Source organism: Novipirellula artificiosorum, assembly GCF_007860135.1.
In the GTDB taxonomy this organism is placed as follows: Bacteria; Planctomycetota; Planctomycetia; order Pirellulales; family Pirellulaceae; genus Novipirellula_A; species Novipirellula_A artificiosorum.
Map to the genome: position 1 here is coordinate 416,636 of NZ_SJPV01000005.1, position 16,207 is coordinate 432,842.

General features: G+C 55.1%; 13 protein-coding genes. 6 read left to right on the forward strand and 7 right to left on the reverse strand.

Annotated elements, in window-relative coordinates:
• Positions 1 to 103 precede the first annotated feature (103 nt).
• Positions 104 to 1,417, forward strand: coding sequence for a hypothetical protein (locus tag Poly41_RS16335; protein WP_146527695.1), 1,314 nt, complete (start codon positions 104 to 106; stop codon positions 1,415 to 1,417).
• Between the two features lie 40 nt (positions 1,418 to 1,457).
• Positions 1,458 to 2,063 (forward strand): type II and III secretion system protein, encoded by a 606-nt coding sequence (locus Poly41_RS16340; RefSeq protein WP_146527697.1) that lies wholly within the window; start codon positions 1,458 to 1,460, stop codon positions 2,061 to 2,063.
• A gap of 49 nt (positions 2,064 to 2,112) precedes the next feature.
• Here Poly41_RS16340 and Poly41_RS16345 read toward each other — a convergent pair whose 3' ends face one another.
• Positions 2,113 to 2,538, reverse strand: coding sequence for a hypothetical protein (locus tag Poly41_RS16345; RefSeq protein ID WP_146527699.1), 426 nt, complete (start codon positions 2,536 to 2,538; stop codon positions 2,113 to 2,115).
• A gap of 621 nt (positions 2,539 to 3,159) precedes the next feature.
• On the opposite strand from Poly41_RS16345, the gene Poly41_RS34935 reads away from it, so the two are divergent.
• From Poly41_RS34935 to Poly41_RS16360, 3 genes are all read left to right on the forward strand, one after another.
• Positions 3,160 to 5,124: a DUF6250 domain-containing protein gene (locus Poly41_RS34935; RefSeq protein ID WP_231615703.1), complete on the forward strand. Its 1,965-nt coding sequence runs from the start codon at positions 3,160 to 3,162 to the stop codon at positions 5,122 to 5,124.
• A gap of 105 nt (positions 5,125 to 5,229) precedes the next feature.
• Entirely contained in the window at positions 5,230 to 5,601 is a 372-nt protein-coding gene (locus Poly41_RS16355; RefSeq protein WP_146527701.1) for a hypothetical protein, read from the forward strand.
• A 366-nt stretch (positions 5,602 to 5,967) separates the two neighbouring features.
• Positions 5,968 to 7,311: a right-handed parallel beta-helix repeat-containing protein gene (locus Poly41_RS16360; protein ID WP_197231387.1), complete on the forward strand. Its 1,344-nt coding sequence runs from the start codon at positions 5,968 to 5,970 to the stop codon at positions 7,309 to 7,311.
• A 196-nt stretch (positions 7,312 to 7,507) separates the two neighbouring features.
• Here the strand turns inward: Poly41_RS16360 and rbsK are convergent, their stop codons facing one another.
• From rbsK to Poly41_RS16385, 5 genes are all read right to left on the reverse strand, one after another.
• On the reverse strand, positions 7,508 to 8,446 hold the full coding sequence (gene rbsK / locus Poly41_RS16365; RefSeq protein ID WP_146527703.1) for a ribokinase: 939 nt from the start codon (positions 8,444 to 8,446) through the stop codon (positions 7,508 to 7,510).
• 24 nt (positions 8,447 to 8,470) lie between these two features.
• Positions 8,471 to 9,856, reverse strand: a complete 1,386-nt coding sequence (locus Poly41_RS16370) for a GDSL-type esterase/lipase family protein (RefSeq protein WP_146527704.1) — start codon at positions 9,854 to 9,856, stop codon at positions 8,471 to 8,473.
• Positions 9,857 to 9,908: 52 nt separating this feature from the next.
• Positions 9,909 to 10,778: an SPFH domain-containing protein gene (locus Poly41_RS16375; RefSeq protein ID WP_231615704.1), complete on the reverse strand. Its 870-nt coding sequence runs from the start codon at positions 10,776 to 10,778 to the stop codon at positions 9,909 to 9,911.
• A 66-nt stretch (positions 10,779 to 10,844) separates the two neighbouring features.
• Entirely contained in the window at positions 10,845 to 11,834 is a 990-nt protein-coding gene (locus tag Poly41_RS16380) for an SPFH domain-containing protein (protein ID WP_146527708.1), read from the reverse strand.
• A gap of 169 nt (positions 11,835 to 12,003) precedes the next feature.
• Positions 12,004 to 13,200, reverse strand: a complete 1,197-nt coding sequence (locus Poly41_RS16385; RefSeq protein ID WP_146527710.1) for a DUF3592 domain-containing protein — start codon at positions 13,198 to 13,200, stop codon at positions 12,004 to 12,006.
• Positions 13,201 to 13,362: 162 nt separating this feature from the next.
• Between Poly41_RS16385 and Poly41_RS16390 the strand changes: the two genes are divergently transcribed.
• Positions 13,363 to 14,715: a Gfo/Idh/MocA family protein gene (locus Poly41_RS16390; protein ID WP_146527712.1), complete on the forward strand. Its 1,353-nt coding sequence runs from the start codon at positions 13,363 to 13,365 to the stop codon at positions 14,713 to 14,715.
• A 342-nt stretch (positions 14,716 to 15,057) separates the two neighbouring features.
• Here Poly41_RS16390 and Poly41_RS16395 read toward each other — a convergent pair whose 3' ends face one another.
• On the reverse strand, positions 15,058 to 16,188 hold the full coding sequence (locus Poly41_RS16395) for a Gfo/Idh/MocA family protein (RefSeq protein WP_146527714.1): 1,131 nt from the start codon (positions 16,186 to 16,188) through the stop codon (positions 15,058 to 15,060).
• Between the last annotated feature and the right edge of the window lie 19 nt (positions 16,189 to 16,207).

Consider the following 16,207-nt stretch of genomic DNA (forward strand, 5'->3'; position numbering starts at 1 on the left):
ACTCGCACTCTGTCCCCTCACCCTCTTACTCGCGGGGATCGCTTATGGTTTTGCCCGCGAATATCGAGCATGGCCCCGGGTACGGCGAACAATTGCTACGTCGATGCAAGAACAAAAACAATGGTTCCAGCAATGGCTTCCTGACCGGGAAGATCTCACCGACGAGGAAAGTCGCTTTCAACGAAAAGTGGACCAGCTAGGTCTCATGACCTTTGTCATCTACGACCAAGCGCGCGACTGTGGCTTGAACTCGTTGATTCGTTCTGAAACGGTCCTGTTTGAACCGGGAACTCCATGGCCCGAAGCACCACTTGCCAAACGGATCGTCGATGAGGCAGAGCCGATTATCGAGATTGCCGAAGAACTCTTGGACGAAGACGCGGATCCGTTGAATGGACGAGGCGTCAAACATTGGCTGCAGCTGGACGGTGAAACGGAAGGCATTCTCACGATCTACTTTCAATATTCGTACTACAACCGCGAGAGCGACCAAGCGAAACGAGCACTCGTGCTGTTGAGCAAGATAGCGTTCAACCAAATCACCGACGTCAATTCATTCTCTCAGCGTTACCAACTGCAAAAGTACGATAAACTCTACACGCTCTTTTCAAGCACGCTTTCCAGCGACTTTTGGACCGACGCACAACTTGCTGAACTGTCCGATCAACTACTCCAACCACTTGATATCCCGGCGAGACTGAACGCGAGTCACAAGCATCGATCGGAAAACATCACTCAGCGCATCGCTCAAACGTTTGATCTACAAGCCGATGGAATCGAGGATGATTTCGTGGACACTCGCCGGACGATTTCGGTCGATTCGGTGTATCTGAGTCGTTTGCTAAAAGCCTCGCGAATCGATGATGGAATCCACCATGCTGAGGATCTGGTGAAGAGTGTCGGTATCCTTTCCGAGGCGGAACGGGGCCAGCCAAAAGTGCCATTCACGGGTGTTTTTTCGGTTGATGTTCCGTTTACGCGGTGGAATGGGGACTCGTTGATTTTGGAGGACGCAACCTTGGCGTATGAGCTTGGCGCCTTGGAGGATATTCGACGAGCGAATCGGTTAGCAGTCGCCATCAAGAGGTTTGAGTGGCGAGAAAAGCGATGGCCAAGTTCGCTGGAGGAATTGGCGGCCGAGGACGAAGACCTGGAGATTCGCACCGTCGAGGGTCATCGGATTGAGTATTCCCTTGACCATCCGGGTTTTGGAGAAAAACCAGCAGGTTGGCAGCGAACCGAGGAACCCGAAGACAAGGAGAGGTTCCCCGAGAGCAAATCGACCTACGCGGTCGTCGGCAATTCCCAGAGTGTTTTCTTGCAGCAGCGGGTCGATTCGAAACGCTATTATGGGGCAAGTTGGCTGAGACAATACCATTTCAGCCCTCTACGCATTATGATCAAGGGTAGCCGGTGATCGGGCACGATCTGTCACGAACATTCATCCGAGAGAAACTATGAAACGCTTTTCGCTCTGCATCGCTCTTGTTGTTTGGTTTGCTCACTCTGCATCTTCCCAAGAATCACGGAATCCTTACCCCGATCCGCCAACCATTCCCGAGGCCGGGGTTTCTGAGAACTATGTCATCACATTAGCGGTGTACCGGCTGGATCACCCCATCGATTCCGCTCAGAAAAACGCCGCGGAGTTGATCGCGTCGCTAACGGCGTCGGAAAACAAACCGACCGAAACGATCCATCTGTCGGTCGTGAGCGGCTTCAGGACCATGGTGCAATTTGGAAGCGATGTCTCGGTTACCACCGGCAGCATCACCAATCGTGGTTCCACCGCTCGTCAAATGGAAACGCGGAGTGTAGGAACCCTGCTGACGGCAACCATTACACCGAAACAAAATCAGTTGCTTGTCGAATTGAATTACTCGTCGTCTCAAATCGCAGGCGACGAGCAGGCAGATTCTCACCCTTCCGTTGTAAAAAATACGATCGAAACGAGCTTGATGATGGAAATCGGCAAGCCGATGTTGGTGAGTGGATTGACGAAGTCGGTCAACGACAAGTCAACCCTTCAGACATTGTGCTACGTGATGACGGTCACTCAGTAGTCATTGATCGTCGTTCGCAAGCATGTCATGACACTGGCAGCTGTTCACGCTACCAAGGACCAACATACCAGTCGAGTGTCGCCAGAATAAATAATAGGAAGATGGTTGAAAACAGTGCGAGAATCGCTGTTATCCAATGTCGCTGCTTCGTATCGGGTGAAATCAGGCACGCCGCCACGCCAGCCATCCCGCCACCCAATGCGACAGCGACGAGGCCTCCCATGATCACGCCATAGAACAGAGCCGAAAAAAGAGCTGGGACGACAGCGGACGGGCCAGACGAGGGTCCCGCAAACATCACTGGAAATCGAAAGAGTAGCGCCATCAACGCAACGATCGGAAAGACGGAAACGAGCGCCCACGCGCTACCCTCAATCATTGCCAGCCACATCGGCAGTGGCTTATCAATGGGTTCGGATACACCATCGGTAGAGGACGATTCGTAGGGATTCGTTTTGCTTGAGGACTCTGTCATGTTGTTCTCCCGCCGAAGTACTCGAGACGTCGCCAACACTTAGATCCCAACCTGCAACGTTTCCTTCGACAATTCAAGAGAGTTTGTTGTCGAGATGTTCCCGACCCGTTCCGAGCGGCAGCGCATTCTGCATTGAAAACCCGACAGCGCAGCCAACGCGAGGCCATTGAGCCCACCACCACGGTCGGATACATAGACAATTGTGGTGCTACTGAGATTCGCTCGTCCGCCCCACTTCGCTTCGTTTCACTTTGGAAAGAGAATGTCGAAGTTGCCTGGCGTGATGTCCATCCGGTTTTTCATGCGTCAGCACTTGCTGACGCAGTTCCAGCCAAATCGTCTGCAATCAGCAATCAAGCCGCACGACCAAGAATCCCGCGGTCCTTGCGGCGACGTAGCGCAAGACCGCAAACGAGGAGCAACACCGTCGTCGATCCGGGGGAAGTGTCTCCACGAGATTTTCGCAGGCATGACTCTCGCGACGAAAGTTTGCCTGCTAGACGCGAAACGATTAGATTGCGTAGCCTGGGCAAAACGGACGGAAGCTCTGCTTGCGATGCGACATTGGAAGGGATATCCCGATCAACCGCGTCTGTTGAAACTCCGATTAGAATACAAACCATGAAATACTTCCTTCTCCTCCTTTTCGTCGTTGAATCTGCGACTTCGACTCTTGCCGATGAGAGGTCGGGATCGGTGCCCACGACGAAGCCATTCGTTCATCCCGGCCTGCTTCACAGTCGTGAGGAGCTGGAGTTCATCAAACAGAAGATCGCTTCCGGCCAACAGCCGTGGAAATCCGCCTGGGAACAATTGCAATCCTCCGAGGTCGCTTCGCTCGAATACCAGGCCAACCCACGCTCTCGAGTTGTGCGCGGGGTCAGGAACAATCCGGACATTGGCAGTTCGGATCTGTCCAGCGACGCTGCGGCAGCTTACGCGCATGCTTTGCAATGGAGCCTCACCAATCGCAACGCCCATGCGATCAAGGCGATTGAAATTCTGAACGCGTGGTCCACGACTCTCGAGTCCGTCACCGGTCACGATGCAAAACTGCTCGTCGGCATGGATGGGGTCGCGTTCTGTAACGCGGCGGAACTCATCCGGCATACGAGTACAGATTGGCTGGACGAGGATCAGAAACGATTTGAGCGGATGCTTCGTCAGGTCTTCGATCCAGTGATTGAAGACTTCTACCCCACGGCCAATGGCAACTGGGATGCCTCCATGATCCAAACCATGATTGCCATGGGAATCTTCCTTGATGATCGCGTGTTGTTCGACCGCGCCGCGAATTACTACCGACATGGCGAAGGGAACGGTGCCATCGAAAACTACTTCAACGAGTTCGGAGAATGCCAGGAGAGCGGTCGAGATCAGGCGCACGTGCAGATGGGGATTGGCTTCCTCGCCTGCGCTTGCGAGATGGCTTGGAAGCAAGGTGTGGATTTGTACGGCGCCGCCGACAACCGTCTCGCACTGGGATTCGAATACACGGCCCAATACAACCTAGGGGAAGAGGTTCCTTACCAGCGTTATCGCAGCGTGGAGGGCCGATACGATTATCCCACCCTCTCTCGAATGGGTCGTGGACGCTTCCGCCCCATCTACGAACGGATCGTTCATCACTATCACAATCGAATGGGGTTGGAAATGCCGTATAGTCGAAAGGTGGCAGACCAAGAACGACCTGAAGGCTGGCATGGTCAACATATGTCTTGGGGCACTCTGATGTCCTACGGCTTACCGATTCCGGCGAATTCGGTCGTCACTCGGAAAATGCCGGTGGTGCTCGGTCACGGAGCGGGCATGTTCAAGGTCGGGGCGCTGCTGGCTCAGGATGATTTTGAAAACCTGGACAACTGGGTGGTCCAGATCCAACAGCGTTCGGGATTTGCGCCGGCCAAAGTCGTGGCACGGGGACAATCGCTTGACTGCCTGTTGCCGGGACGTGGATGCACGGTGTGGTTCAAGCAGAAGCTTCCCACGCGCGTGACGATCACGTACGAGGTGCTTTGCCCAACACCGGAACCAGCGATCGAGGGACTTCAACCACGCGACATCAATAATTTTTGGATGGCCACCGATCCGGTTGACCGTGACCAGGGTCTGTTCGATTCGAATCGCTATACGGGAAAGTTCTCAACCTACGACAAGATTCACGGCTATTACGCCAGCACGGGGGGTGGCGGGGTGATCGCTAACCTGACGACCCGGATGCGGCGATATCCGCGCGAAGTGGACGGCAAGCCAGCCGAACATCTGGCGCTCAACGACAAGGATGAAAAACCGGGATACTTGATCACTCCGGATAAGGTGATGACCGTGCAACTCGTGGCCTACGATGATGTGATTCAATACATCGTGGATGGCAAACTGATCTACCAAATCGCAAGTGGCGACCGGGTCCAGGTCGAAGGTCGTGACAGCGAAAACAAGACCGTAACGCGAGAGGCCATCTACGATCTCGATCGTTTTCCAGTTTATCGGGACGGCTATTTCGGATTCCGGATGGTAGGCACGCACCATATCTACACGAACTTTCGGGTCCACGCATTGGAACCTGCCAGCGCCAGTCTGAACTGAGGACGCAACCTGAATGGATGACACCTTTTGCGTTTCAACAACGGGAAGTGATGCGAATCCTGGGACGATATCGGAACCTTTCCTGACCCTGAAAAAAACACAACCATGCCGATCTTAATCCGATTCACTGTTGCTCTGCTTGTACTGCTGCACGCCATCCTGCCGGTCAACGATGGCGTTGCCCTCCCGCAGATTGAACGCTTGAGAGGCATCGAGCACATCGGTGTCCGCGTACGGCAAAACGGAACGACCACAGACATTTACATGAACCTGGAAGCCGACGGCAGCATCCGCCACCGCAACGCCAATCTGGAGATGCCCAACGGCTGGGAGACGGACGCCTATCTGTTTGCGTTCACCTACCCTGAGGGTGCGGATCCAAATAATCCAGCGTCCACGCGTCTCAATCACCAACCGGTCCAACTGCCATACGATTCCCGGCAGCAAGTCGTCACCGTCCGCATCAACCAACGTTAAAAACCCGTTGCCGAAGGTCCCCCCGTGAATCGCAAACCAAGTCCCGACCGGCCGGACAGACCCAAACGACGATCTGGATCTCGGCTGCTTAACAGGACAGCGCCACTTAGCGGACGAATTACCGCAATTTTTCGAATCAATCTCGGACTGAGCGGCAAGGCGTTAGCCGCCGGTATTTCATGGGCACAACCGGCGGCTAGCGCCTTGCCGCTCACAAAGTGGCGCTGTCCAGTTAAACTCTGGTCAGTGAGCGTTGTTCTTTTGGCTGTCGTTTTCTGTCCGACGCTGAATGCTCAATCCACGATCGAGGTGTCTACGTTATCAGCGTTGCGCGCGGCCGTGCAAGAAAGCGATCAAGAGATTGTTATGAAACCGGGTCGCTACACGCTAACGGACCTACCCGATGGTTTTAGGAACTTCCCTTGTTCGGGATCCAATAACACGATCGATTTGTCGGATGTACATGTAACCGTCCCCGTCGGCACGACACCCCGAAGCTACATCATCCTTTCGGGCAACAACAATGTTTTTCGAGGGGGCACCTTCGAAGACACTTACCAGAACGGTCTTGAAGAGGTAACGGATTTCAGCGTTTACAATCAAAACCGGTCGACGCTGGCCAAGGGGCTGAGCGGCAGCGCGGTTTTGGCGATTACTGGCGATAACAACAGGGTTGCTGACACAAAGCTGACCATCCGAGGATCGTTCCCCTACGGTTACGGAAGTCTGTATGGCATTGGTAGCGACAATGTATACGGCTTGGATAAGCGCTGTGGCATCCTGGTGAAGGGTGAAAGCAATACCATTGATGGCTGCGAGATCCAGCAAAGAGCCTTTGGCCATGGAATCTACATGCAAAGCCCAGCCGACAAGACGATTGTAAAAAACACTCTCGTAGAGGGTGCCATGCGTCCAAGCAAGGATCTCTACCTGGAAACCAATCCAAAGGATCTGCCAGCCAGATCGAATTACAAAATTCCTTCCAGTAAGTCGACGAGGCGTCGCGGTAGGAACAGAAGTCGGTATGAGAATGAGAATCGAGACAGGAATGCGAATAGAGACGGGGCCAGGGAGGAAAATGGGGGCACACCCATCCCTAAGGACACGATGATTCCTCTATCCGAGGATGGAATCCGAGTCTACACCGACGGCGGAAGTGTCACCGTGGAGAATTGCACGGTCAAGAAAATGAGAGGCGGAATACGGTTGTATTTGGCCCGTCATGCCACCGTAATCAACTCCACGGCGATTGATTGTGGTAGCACCAACTTTAATCTGCCGAGTGGCGGGATGGTCACCGGATCGACCGGGAATTTCGCCTACGCTCCCTTAAGTGACTTTCGATTGGGCAAGTCAGGACAGGCTCTCGAACTAACGATTCTGCCGTCTCCCCATGCCCTGGGGCCCCACAATCTCGCTGACATTTTAGGGAACGATCACCACATCGTTTTCCACCGAACCGAAGGCCCGCTGGACACCAACCTTCGCCCAATTGTGATCGAGGGTGATGGTTCAACGATTAGAAACGAAACCGAATATCCCATCACACTTCAATCCTCAGCCAGCGGGAATACCGTTGTCAGTTTCGGTCCAGTCACGGACCTTGGAAGCAACAACAAGATATCACGCATCGAGCAAACGAAGAGTGGGTCGGACCGGGATGGTGAGTATCGCGAGGGCAGACGCCCCGTCGTTGGTCGTCTCAATTGAATTGCGATCGACTCCAGGGCGTCACTTCCGCGCGATGCAAAGCACCTATGCAAAGTCACATGGCTTCTTCTTTGGAAACTGCACGACCAGTGCATCGGCTGTGTGCTCCCACTCGAGCGAGTTATCGCACCTTTTTCGGTTGCCAGCAAGCTGCTGCTTGGGGTGGTGAAACAACGTGTCCTCTCTGACTTACGGGCTACGCGAAATCATGTCCGGAAGTCATCCGCTGGTCGACTTCGCCGCGGTCTGGAAAGGACGACTGAGTGCCGATCCGCGTGACCGTGAGTGCGGCGACCAGACTTGCTCGGCGCGAGGCATCCTGCAAAGTCAATCCTTCGGCCAAGGAAACGGCGAGGGCCGCGGTAAACGCATCGCCAGCCCCCGTGGTGTCCACCGCATCGACCTTGCAAATCGGAATGTGCGTCGTCCCGGTTGCGTCTGCGATGAAGGCGCCGCTACCGCCCATCGTGAGAGCAACCGACTTCACGCCACGAGAGATCAGCGACTTCGCCGCTGCGTGGGCATCTTCATGACGATTCAGGGCGCCCCCAACCAGAAATTCAATCTCCGTCCTGTTTGGCACGCAAAGGTCACAAAGACGAAGCAATTCATCCGGCAATTCTACGACCGGAGCTGGCGTGAGTATCGTTAGCTTGCCCGCCGCACGAGCCAAGCGAAACGTCTCGAGCGTTGCATCGAGGGGTGTTTCGAGCTGACAAAGAACCGCGTCGGCTTGCTGGATGACAGCCGACGCTCTCCTCACATCCGCGGGCGTCAACTCAGCGTTGGCACCGGAGACGATGACGATGCAGTTCTCTGCATCATCGTCCACGACAATCGCGGCCGTGCCAGTCGGCCGACTCGTGTCTTGCCGGACAAAGGAAGTGTCGATTCCTTCCTTTTGATAATGGCCAATGGCATCGGCTCCGAAGCTGTCGTTGCCTACACAAGCCACCAAGGCGACCTCCGCGCCGAGTCTTGCAGCTGCGACGGCCTGGTTGGCTCCCTTCCCTCCCATGCCGACGTGCAGCGAGTGGCCTGCCAGGGTTTCACCCGCTTTCGGCAACCGCGGTGTGCGAAACGTCAGATCAACGTTGGCCGAACCAACAACACAAATGCGAGAGGGTCTTGTCATGCCATTCCGATCGTGGATGGAGTGCTACGGAGTGGAGCCGAGTGTCCGGATACGAAGACGACGATATTCCATTTGTCCACGGTCACCTTCCAATCCAATGGGCCCGGTTTCAGGTACCTTCATCGCTTCCTCGATCACCTCATCGTTGCACGTGCATCGAGCAACGCCATCGTTGACCACCACACGCAACTCGTTCCACTGCTGCGGCTTGTACTGAGTCAGCTTCTTGTAGGGCCCCGCGAGCACGTAGTCACGGCATTGAAGTTGCGGCTCGCGAACAAAAACACCACTGTCGGCGTTTGGCATCGCACGAAACTCCAACCGCAATTCGAAATTATCGGGAAAATCTCGCGTCGTCCACAACTGTTGAATCTTGCGGCCTTCTCGGGGCGCCGTCACCACAAGCCGACCGTTGATCGCGACATAGCGTCCATCGGGCGTTTGCGTCTTCCCATCAAAGCCAACCGCTTCATTGACCACCGGCCATGCGGGAGCGTTCGGATCTCGCGACTGCCAACGCGCCGCAGCCTTTCGCATCGCCTCGGATGTCCGGCGGTATCCCCAGCCGGTTAGGTCTTTTCCATTGAACAGACTCTCAAATCCAGGTTCCAATTCAAAAGCATCGGCTTCGTTTTCTATCCATCCGAGCGTTGCAAAAACAGGCGTCAGCGCCGCGGTCCATTTGGCATAGCCAACCGCGTTGGGATGAAGCAAATCGGGAAACTCGGACTCTTTCGCATCTCCATCATCATTGGCAAACAAGGTCCACGTATCAACAACGATCGTGTTCTCGTCGGCTTTGGCGATGCCGCGGTACAAGTCGTTCAGTTGCTTGATCTTCGCGGCGGGACGTTTTTTAGATTCATGACTGGGAAACACCAAACACATCACGATCGGCATCTGCGGGTCCGCAGCTCGCAACTCGGAAACGATCAACTGCATGTTGCCAGCGATCGTCTCGGGGGATGCGTTTTCTTCGAGGTCGTTGGTGCCGGCAAGGATCACCACGCATTGGGGATCCAGCTCGATCACGTCCTGCTGGAGTCGAATCAGCATGCCGCGAGTCGTATCCCCACTGATTCCGCGGTTCGCGGGTTTCAGATCCGCGAACGTGCCTCGGAAATCATCTTGCCAGCCTTGCGTGATCGAGTCGCCAAGAAAGACCACGCCACCCTGTTGCGTGACCGCTTTTGAAGCGAAGGCTTGGCGACGCTTTTGCCAAAGGTTCTTGAACCAATCGTAACGGCGAATTGGACCCTGGCCCGCCAAACCGTCGTCCGATTCAGGCATTTGAAAACGCTGATCTGCCACCGTTGCCACTGCGGCGTCTTGGCACCTGGCGGGCACCATGCCGCTCGCGAACAGGAGGAGACTGAGAGCAACGACAGGAAACCCATGTTGGAAACGCATGCAGAAAGCCTTCCGATTCGTGGTGGAGCAAGTCTTGATGAAGAGCCCGATTCTAACTTAACTGAATCATCATGTCGGCCCCTTCGGGCACCATTTCGATGGCAGCCCCGGAGGCAAGCAACTGTTCGGTCTCCATCACTTCCATCACCGACGTTAAAATCTCGGGATCGTGCTTGGAAATCTCGTTCAGCGCTCGGCCTACCACATCGGGTCTGGCGGCTGCCGCTTCCGCCATTTTTTGCGAAACCTTGTATGCCGTTTCGCTGCGAATCAGACCCACGCGGTTCTCGCCGTCTTGCTTCATCGCGCTGGTCACCTGAACCAACCGTTTGACCACTTTATCTGTGATGTTCACGACCATTTGCACATCGGTGAAGTAAACCTTTCGGATATAAACGGATCCCAATCGATAGCCCCATTTTTCGGACAGCGGTGATACCGATTGCCGAACGCTGCGGCTCAAGCTGTGACGATCTTCGAGCATTTTATCCATTTCTAAGTTGCTCAGCGTCGAAATGGTGGAACTGGCAACGTTCGCCTGTAACGAACCCTCGGGATTGGCGTTCATGAACAAATAGGCTACCGGATCATTCACTTGCATTTCGTACCAAATGCCGACTCCCATCGGTGTGCCTTCTTCCGAATTGACCATCTGACCCCGCAAATAGTGCTGACGCATCGCTTGGCTGACCACTTGTTGGCGACCAAACAACGGCATCAGCAGTGCACGCGGCCCAAAAAGTGCCAGAGGAAAATGCAAGCCCGGCTCGTCAATCGTCCCGAGCACTTTTCCGAATAGCGTGAAGACGCGGGATTGTCGCTCGTCAACGACGGTGTAGAGTCCGAAGCCCTTGGCAAGAGCGAGCAGAATGGGAATACAAAGAAGGCCCATCACGACAGAGATCATATACAAAGGAATCATGGTCATTCAGGTTTCGGAGGAGGAAATGCGGGTCGGGAGGCGACGGCTTCAAACATGGCGCGGAATTTATGAAGTCCGAACCACTCGTTTCGCTTGCTTCAGCAGGGGGATTCGCATGTTTCGTAGGTAAGCGGACAACGCATCGGAACCGCCTTCGGTTTTGATCGCAGTCAACGTCACAGCAAGCTCTCGCAGCGGAGCGACTTCCGCTTGCGCATTGTTGTTGGCAATCTCGACCGCGCGTTTGCTCATCGTGATTTGCTGCTCCGAATCGGCGTGCGCGGTGCTGATGTCAGCTGCGACTTGATTCCGAGTGCTATTGATGGCCGAAAGCGCTCGATCCACTTCCGGTGGAGGATCAATCGTCGTGATCAGCGCTGCATCGAGTTCCACTCCATAGCGTCCTGGTGTCGAACGGCACTGCTGCTCCATGTAGGTGTTCAGTGTGGGCAAGTTCTTGCGAAGATCGTTGATCGAGACGCCCTCGGACAACTCAATCGCACTTTCACTTGATGCTTCCGGCAGATCCGTTTTGTCCAAAAGTTCGTGGCCTTTGGGATCGACGAAGGTCGCAATCCGTTCTCGTAAGATTGAAATGAAGTACCCCATGACGTGTTCCAGTGGACTCTCGACCCCAAAGAAATACGCGTACAAGTTGTTCTCCGAGACACGGAACCGAAGTTGACCGTTGACGCCGGTGGTCAAATTGTCCTTCGTTACCGCTTCGATGGTGCTCTGGTTGACGGTGGGATCCCAAACCAGATCGACCGATTGAGTGGACACACTCGCTTTGTGCACTCGTTGCCAAGGCCACTTGAAGTACGGTCCTCCTGGGCCAATCACGCGCACATTGGGGTACTGGTATCGCTCACTCTCATCTGGCTCAAGCGGCGACGTGCCGGCACCCTCCGCGCCGTCATCCGGCATCCGCTCGGCACGACCGAAGGATGTCAAGACGGCCCTTTGATCAGGGCGGACCACATAAAAACCGGAGATCAAGACGCGAAACGTCGCGTAGATTAGGATGCCGGCAAGAAACGAGAGTAAGTACGTCACGGTAAAGATCCTGCGGAAAGAGTCATCGATGCCTTACCGGCACAGCATAACCCTTTTCGGGGCGCGGAATCAAAGCAATCGGACCAAATTCGGTATCGGCGTCCTCTGTGCCTGGGCATCCCCCGTGAACGTATTGCCTGAACGACCGGTGGAAGGTGGGCTTGCAACCTCAATCAAAAATGACCAGCAAGTCAGCACAAACGATGTGTCGATGATCCTCGGGATCGACCAAGATCCGCACCTTTTCACCCGCAGCCCGCATCTTCTTCGCCCGCTCGGCCACGATCCCCATCACGCTCTCATTTCGCTGCCGTGTCTCACCCTCGATCACATACTCCAGCCGGACCTCATGATAGGATTGCGAACCTCGGTCAGGGGGCTCGTCGATGCGAAGAATGTTGCCATGGATCAGTTCGCCGTCGCACAGCAGTCGCGTTTTGCGCCGGCGATGATAGAGCGTCACAAACGACATCAAGCAACCGGCCACCAGGAACACAATCAACAACAACGCTCCTACCATCTTGTCTTGATCATGCTTGGCCCACAAAATCGTCAAACCGCCAGCGGTGAGTCCGACCAACCCAAAAACAAATCCCATAATCACCATGATCATGTTATTGCCGATCACTTGCGTTCGTATTCCGGCGGGGATCTTGCGAGGTGTCGCCGATTGAAGCCAAGTTTCCAGTTCTTCGGTCGTACAACGGATCGCACGCAACTGCCGTCGATACATCTCTCCGACGACACCCGTCATGCGATCCGCGGTCGCTGCAACATCGGCCGGAGTCGTTTCACGTCGGACCTCGGGATGTTGATCCAATTCCTCTTCGCCTTCTTGCAGCAGCGAAAGAATCAGCAAGGCTTCATGAACAAACTCATCCTGTTGATCCTCGGCGACCAATTGGTTTGGCCGGAACACGACCAAACGATTGGCCGATCCCCGCAATCCCCACCCAGGCGAGAGAGAAAAATGTTCGCGAATGGCTGGAGTAAACAAAATCCGCGTGGGGGCTTCGGACCATGCATGAAGCCGATAATGGGACATAAAGTCAGGCGAATCATCGAACTTCAAGTAGCCGATGTCCCCAAACCAGCCAACCATTTTTCCCATCAAACCGCTCGTGGCTGGCGACAGATCAAACTTGGGTAGGTCCAAGGTCGGCTCGCTGAGCACCACGGCCGTTTGCCTCGTTCGAATGGTCGTTGGCGACGAATCGGTTCCCTGAGCGGTTCGAGAGACACGGATGTCCACAATCGCGATCGTCGTGCCGCCCATCTCACGGCGGACACATCGTTCGATCTCTACCGATGCATCGAACAGTTCCGATAGCTCATCTGCAAATGTTTCAAAATCGTCCAAGGACATTCTATTTCGCCCACCGAGGGATTGGAAAAAGGGATCGTTCGCAATATAGCACATTCCCAGAGATCGCCGCGTTTTCTCGCATGAACCTCTACCGACATGGGGCCAATGCTGCGAGGCGTTCTTTCCCTTCCTCCGTGACACGCGATTCCGGAAACGACTACAATGGATCTCGACATTTCCTATCCCAGGCTCGATTCGTTCCCCCTCCTACTCGGCAAAGCAGCAATGAAATCAAACCAGGCTACACTTCCGCCCACACGTCGCGACGTCCTCAAGTCGATGCTCGCCGCGAGTACGGCTCCCCTTGTCGTGCCAGCGAGTTTGTTTGGGGAAACGGCTCCTTCGAATCAGATCACACTCGGGTGCATCGGCGTTGGCATCCATGGATACGGATGGAACTTGGCCGCGTTCTTGAAGGAGCCAGATTGCCGGGTCGTTGCGGTGTGTGACGTGTCGAGAGAAAAACGCGAAAGAGCACAAACGGGTGTGAACGAAGCCTATGGGACGACCGATTGCAAGGCGATTGCCGATTTCCGCGATCTCCTTGCGCGACCCGACATTGATGCGGTCGTGATCTCCACTCCCGATCATTGGCACGTTCCGCTATCGCTGTTGGCTTTGGCAGCAAGGAAGCATGTCTTCTGCGAAAAGCCGACGCTAACGATTGCCGAAGGTCGAGAATTGACGAAAGCGGTTGACCAGCATGACCGTGTTTTTGCAACGGGACTCGAAGATCGCTCGGTAATGCATTACCACCGCTTGGCGGAAGTGGTCCGCAATGGGGGCATCGGCCAGCTGCAGCAGATTCGCGTGGGTTTGCCAGTCAAGCCTGTCTTTCCTGAGGAGAATCCCGTGCCGGTCCCGGAGGGATTCGATTATGAAATGTGGCTCGGCCCCGCACCCTATCGGCCCTACACACCAACCTTGACGGAAGCCCAAGTGTGGCGACAGGTTCGCGATTTTTCGGGTGGATCGTTGACCGATTGGGGAGCCCATTTGATCGACACGGCCCAAGTCGCTAATTTCTCGGAAAACACGACCCCCGTTGCCGTGTCCGGCAAAGGGACGATTCCGCCGAATGCGATCAACTCGGTGCCTCAAACTTACGAGCTCCATTACACGTACCAGAATGGAGTCACGATGGAAGTCGGTTCCTCGCAACCATCGATTCGCTTCGAAGGCTCCGATGGATGGATCGGCAACCAGGGGTGGCGAGGCGAATTGAAGGCAAGTGATCCGAAGCTACTCCAACGTACCTACGATTCAGCGACCAACAAACTGTGGCCACAGCCCGCCTCAGAACATCGCAATTTTCTCGATTCCATCAAGACGAGACAGCCACCGACTTACACCGCCGAAGCCCTGCACCGGCTCAGCACGGTGATGCACATGGGCAGCATCGCGATGGAAGTCGGCCGTCCGCTGAAGTGGGATCCGACATCCGAATCTTTCGACGATCCCGCTGCCAACGCACTCCGCAGTCGCCCCCGCCGCAAAACGGACATCCTTCCCTAATGGCAACGAGCGATCTACCCCACAGCCCAGGGGCGCGACGCGGCAAGGGACGTTCGGTAAATCAGTTTCGGAACTCTATTTACCGCGAAGCGGTTAGACTCCACAGCCCGGGGTCGACGCGCAGCGGCGCACCCTGGGGGCCACTTCACCGCGGCGCGACCCTAGGCTCTGGAATACAACGCCAGCGGGCGTAAGAGCATTCCACAAAGTCCAAGATCCATTCAGTCCATTCGCAAGCAACATTGTGACACGCAGATCGAGTCATCCCGCTCGGTGTCGGCAAGGCAGTTCCGCAAGTTATCAATCGAACGTCCCTTCGGGATGGGTTGACAGCCAGCATCGCTATCGCTGGAGTGTGAATTCAGGAAGCCGCACGATCTCGCCGCCCTTGATCGCGGATTCATGAGCGCAAATACCGACGCAGGTCCAGTTGGCGCTGGTGACCGCGTCGGGCCGAGGGCTGCGGTCACCGCGCACCGCGCTGACAAACTCATGCACCAGATGAGGATGCGATCCACCGTGACCGCCACCTTGGACGAAGGACAAATGTTCGGCGTCATGGATCTCTTGCGGCAACGTAAAACGGCGGATCGGTTCGGGCAACAGATGGGCGAAGTCAGGCACTTCCACCTTCTCGGGAATCTCGGGCTCCGGTTTCTTGGCCGTATGAATCACATGCGGTTCCTTTTCCACCAGCGTCCATTCAAAGCTCTTCTTGGTGCCGTAGACATCGAAGCTTTCGCGGTATTGGCGAGCAACATCATACAGGAATCGCCAGATATGAGCCGTCAAATCACTGTCTTGGATTTTGATGTGGCAGCTCTCGACAGCGAAGCGATTGCCGGACTTTGCCGCAATGTCATCGCGAACGGTGCCCGATCCAAAGCAACTGACGTATTCGGCCAATCCGTTGGTCAGGCCGAGGCACGGGCTGACCACGTGAGTGGCGTAGTGCATGGGAATCATCTTCTCCCAATACGATGGCCAACCATCCATGTCTTGCGGATGCGAAGCCGCAAGATGCTGAATTTTCCCCAGTTCACCCGACTCGTACATTTGTTTGATGAACAAGAACTCGCGACTGTAAACGACCGTCTCGGCCATCATGTACTTCAAACCCGTCTCGTCGACCTTTTCCACGATTTGTTCGCACTCTTCGAGGCTGGTTGCCATCGGGACCGTACACATCACATGCTTGCCGGCCTCGAGTGCTTTAAGCGACATCCAGGCGTGGTCAGGGATGGGAGAATTGATGTGAACCGCATCAATGGCAGGATCCGCGATCAGGTTTTCGAAGCTGCAGTAGCGTTTGGCGATCCCAAATTGATCACCCACCTTGTTGAGTTCCTCTGAGTTACGGCGACAGATTGCGGTGACTTCTGCGTCAGGATGCTGCTGGTAAATCGGAATGAACTCCGCTCCGAAACCCAGTCCGACCATGCCCATACGAAGTGGTTTTGACGAGTCTGACATCGACAAGAATCTCCTGTAT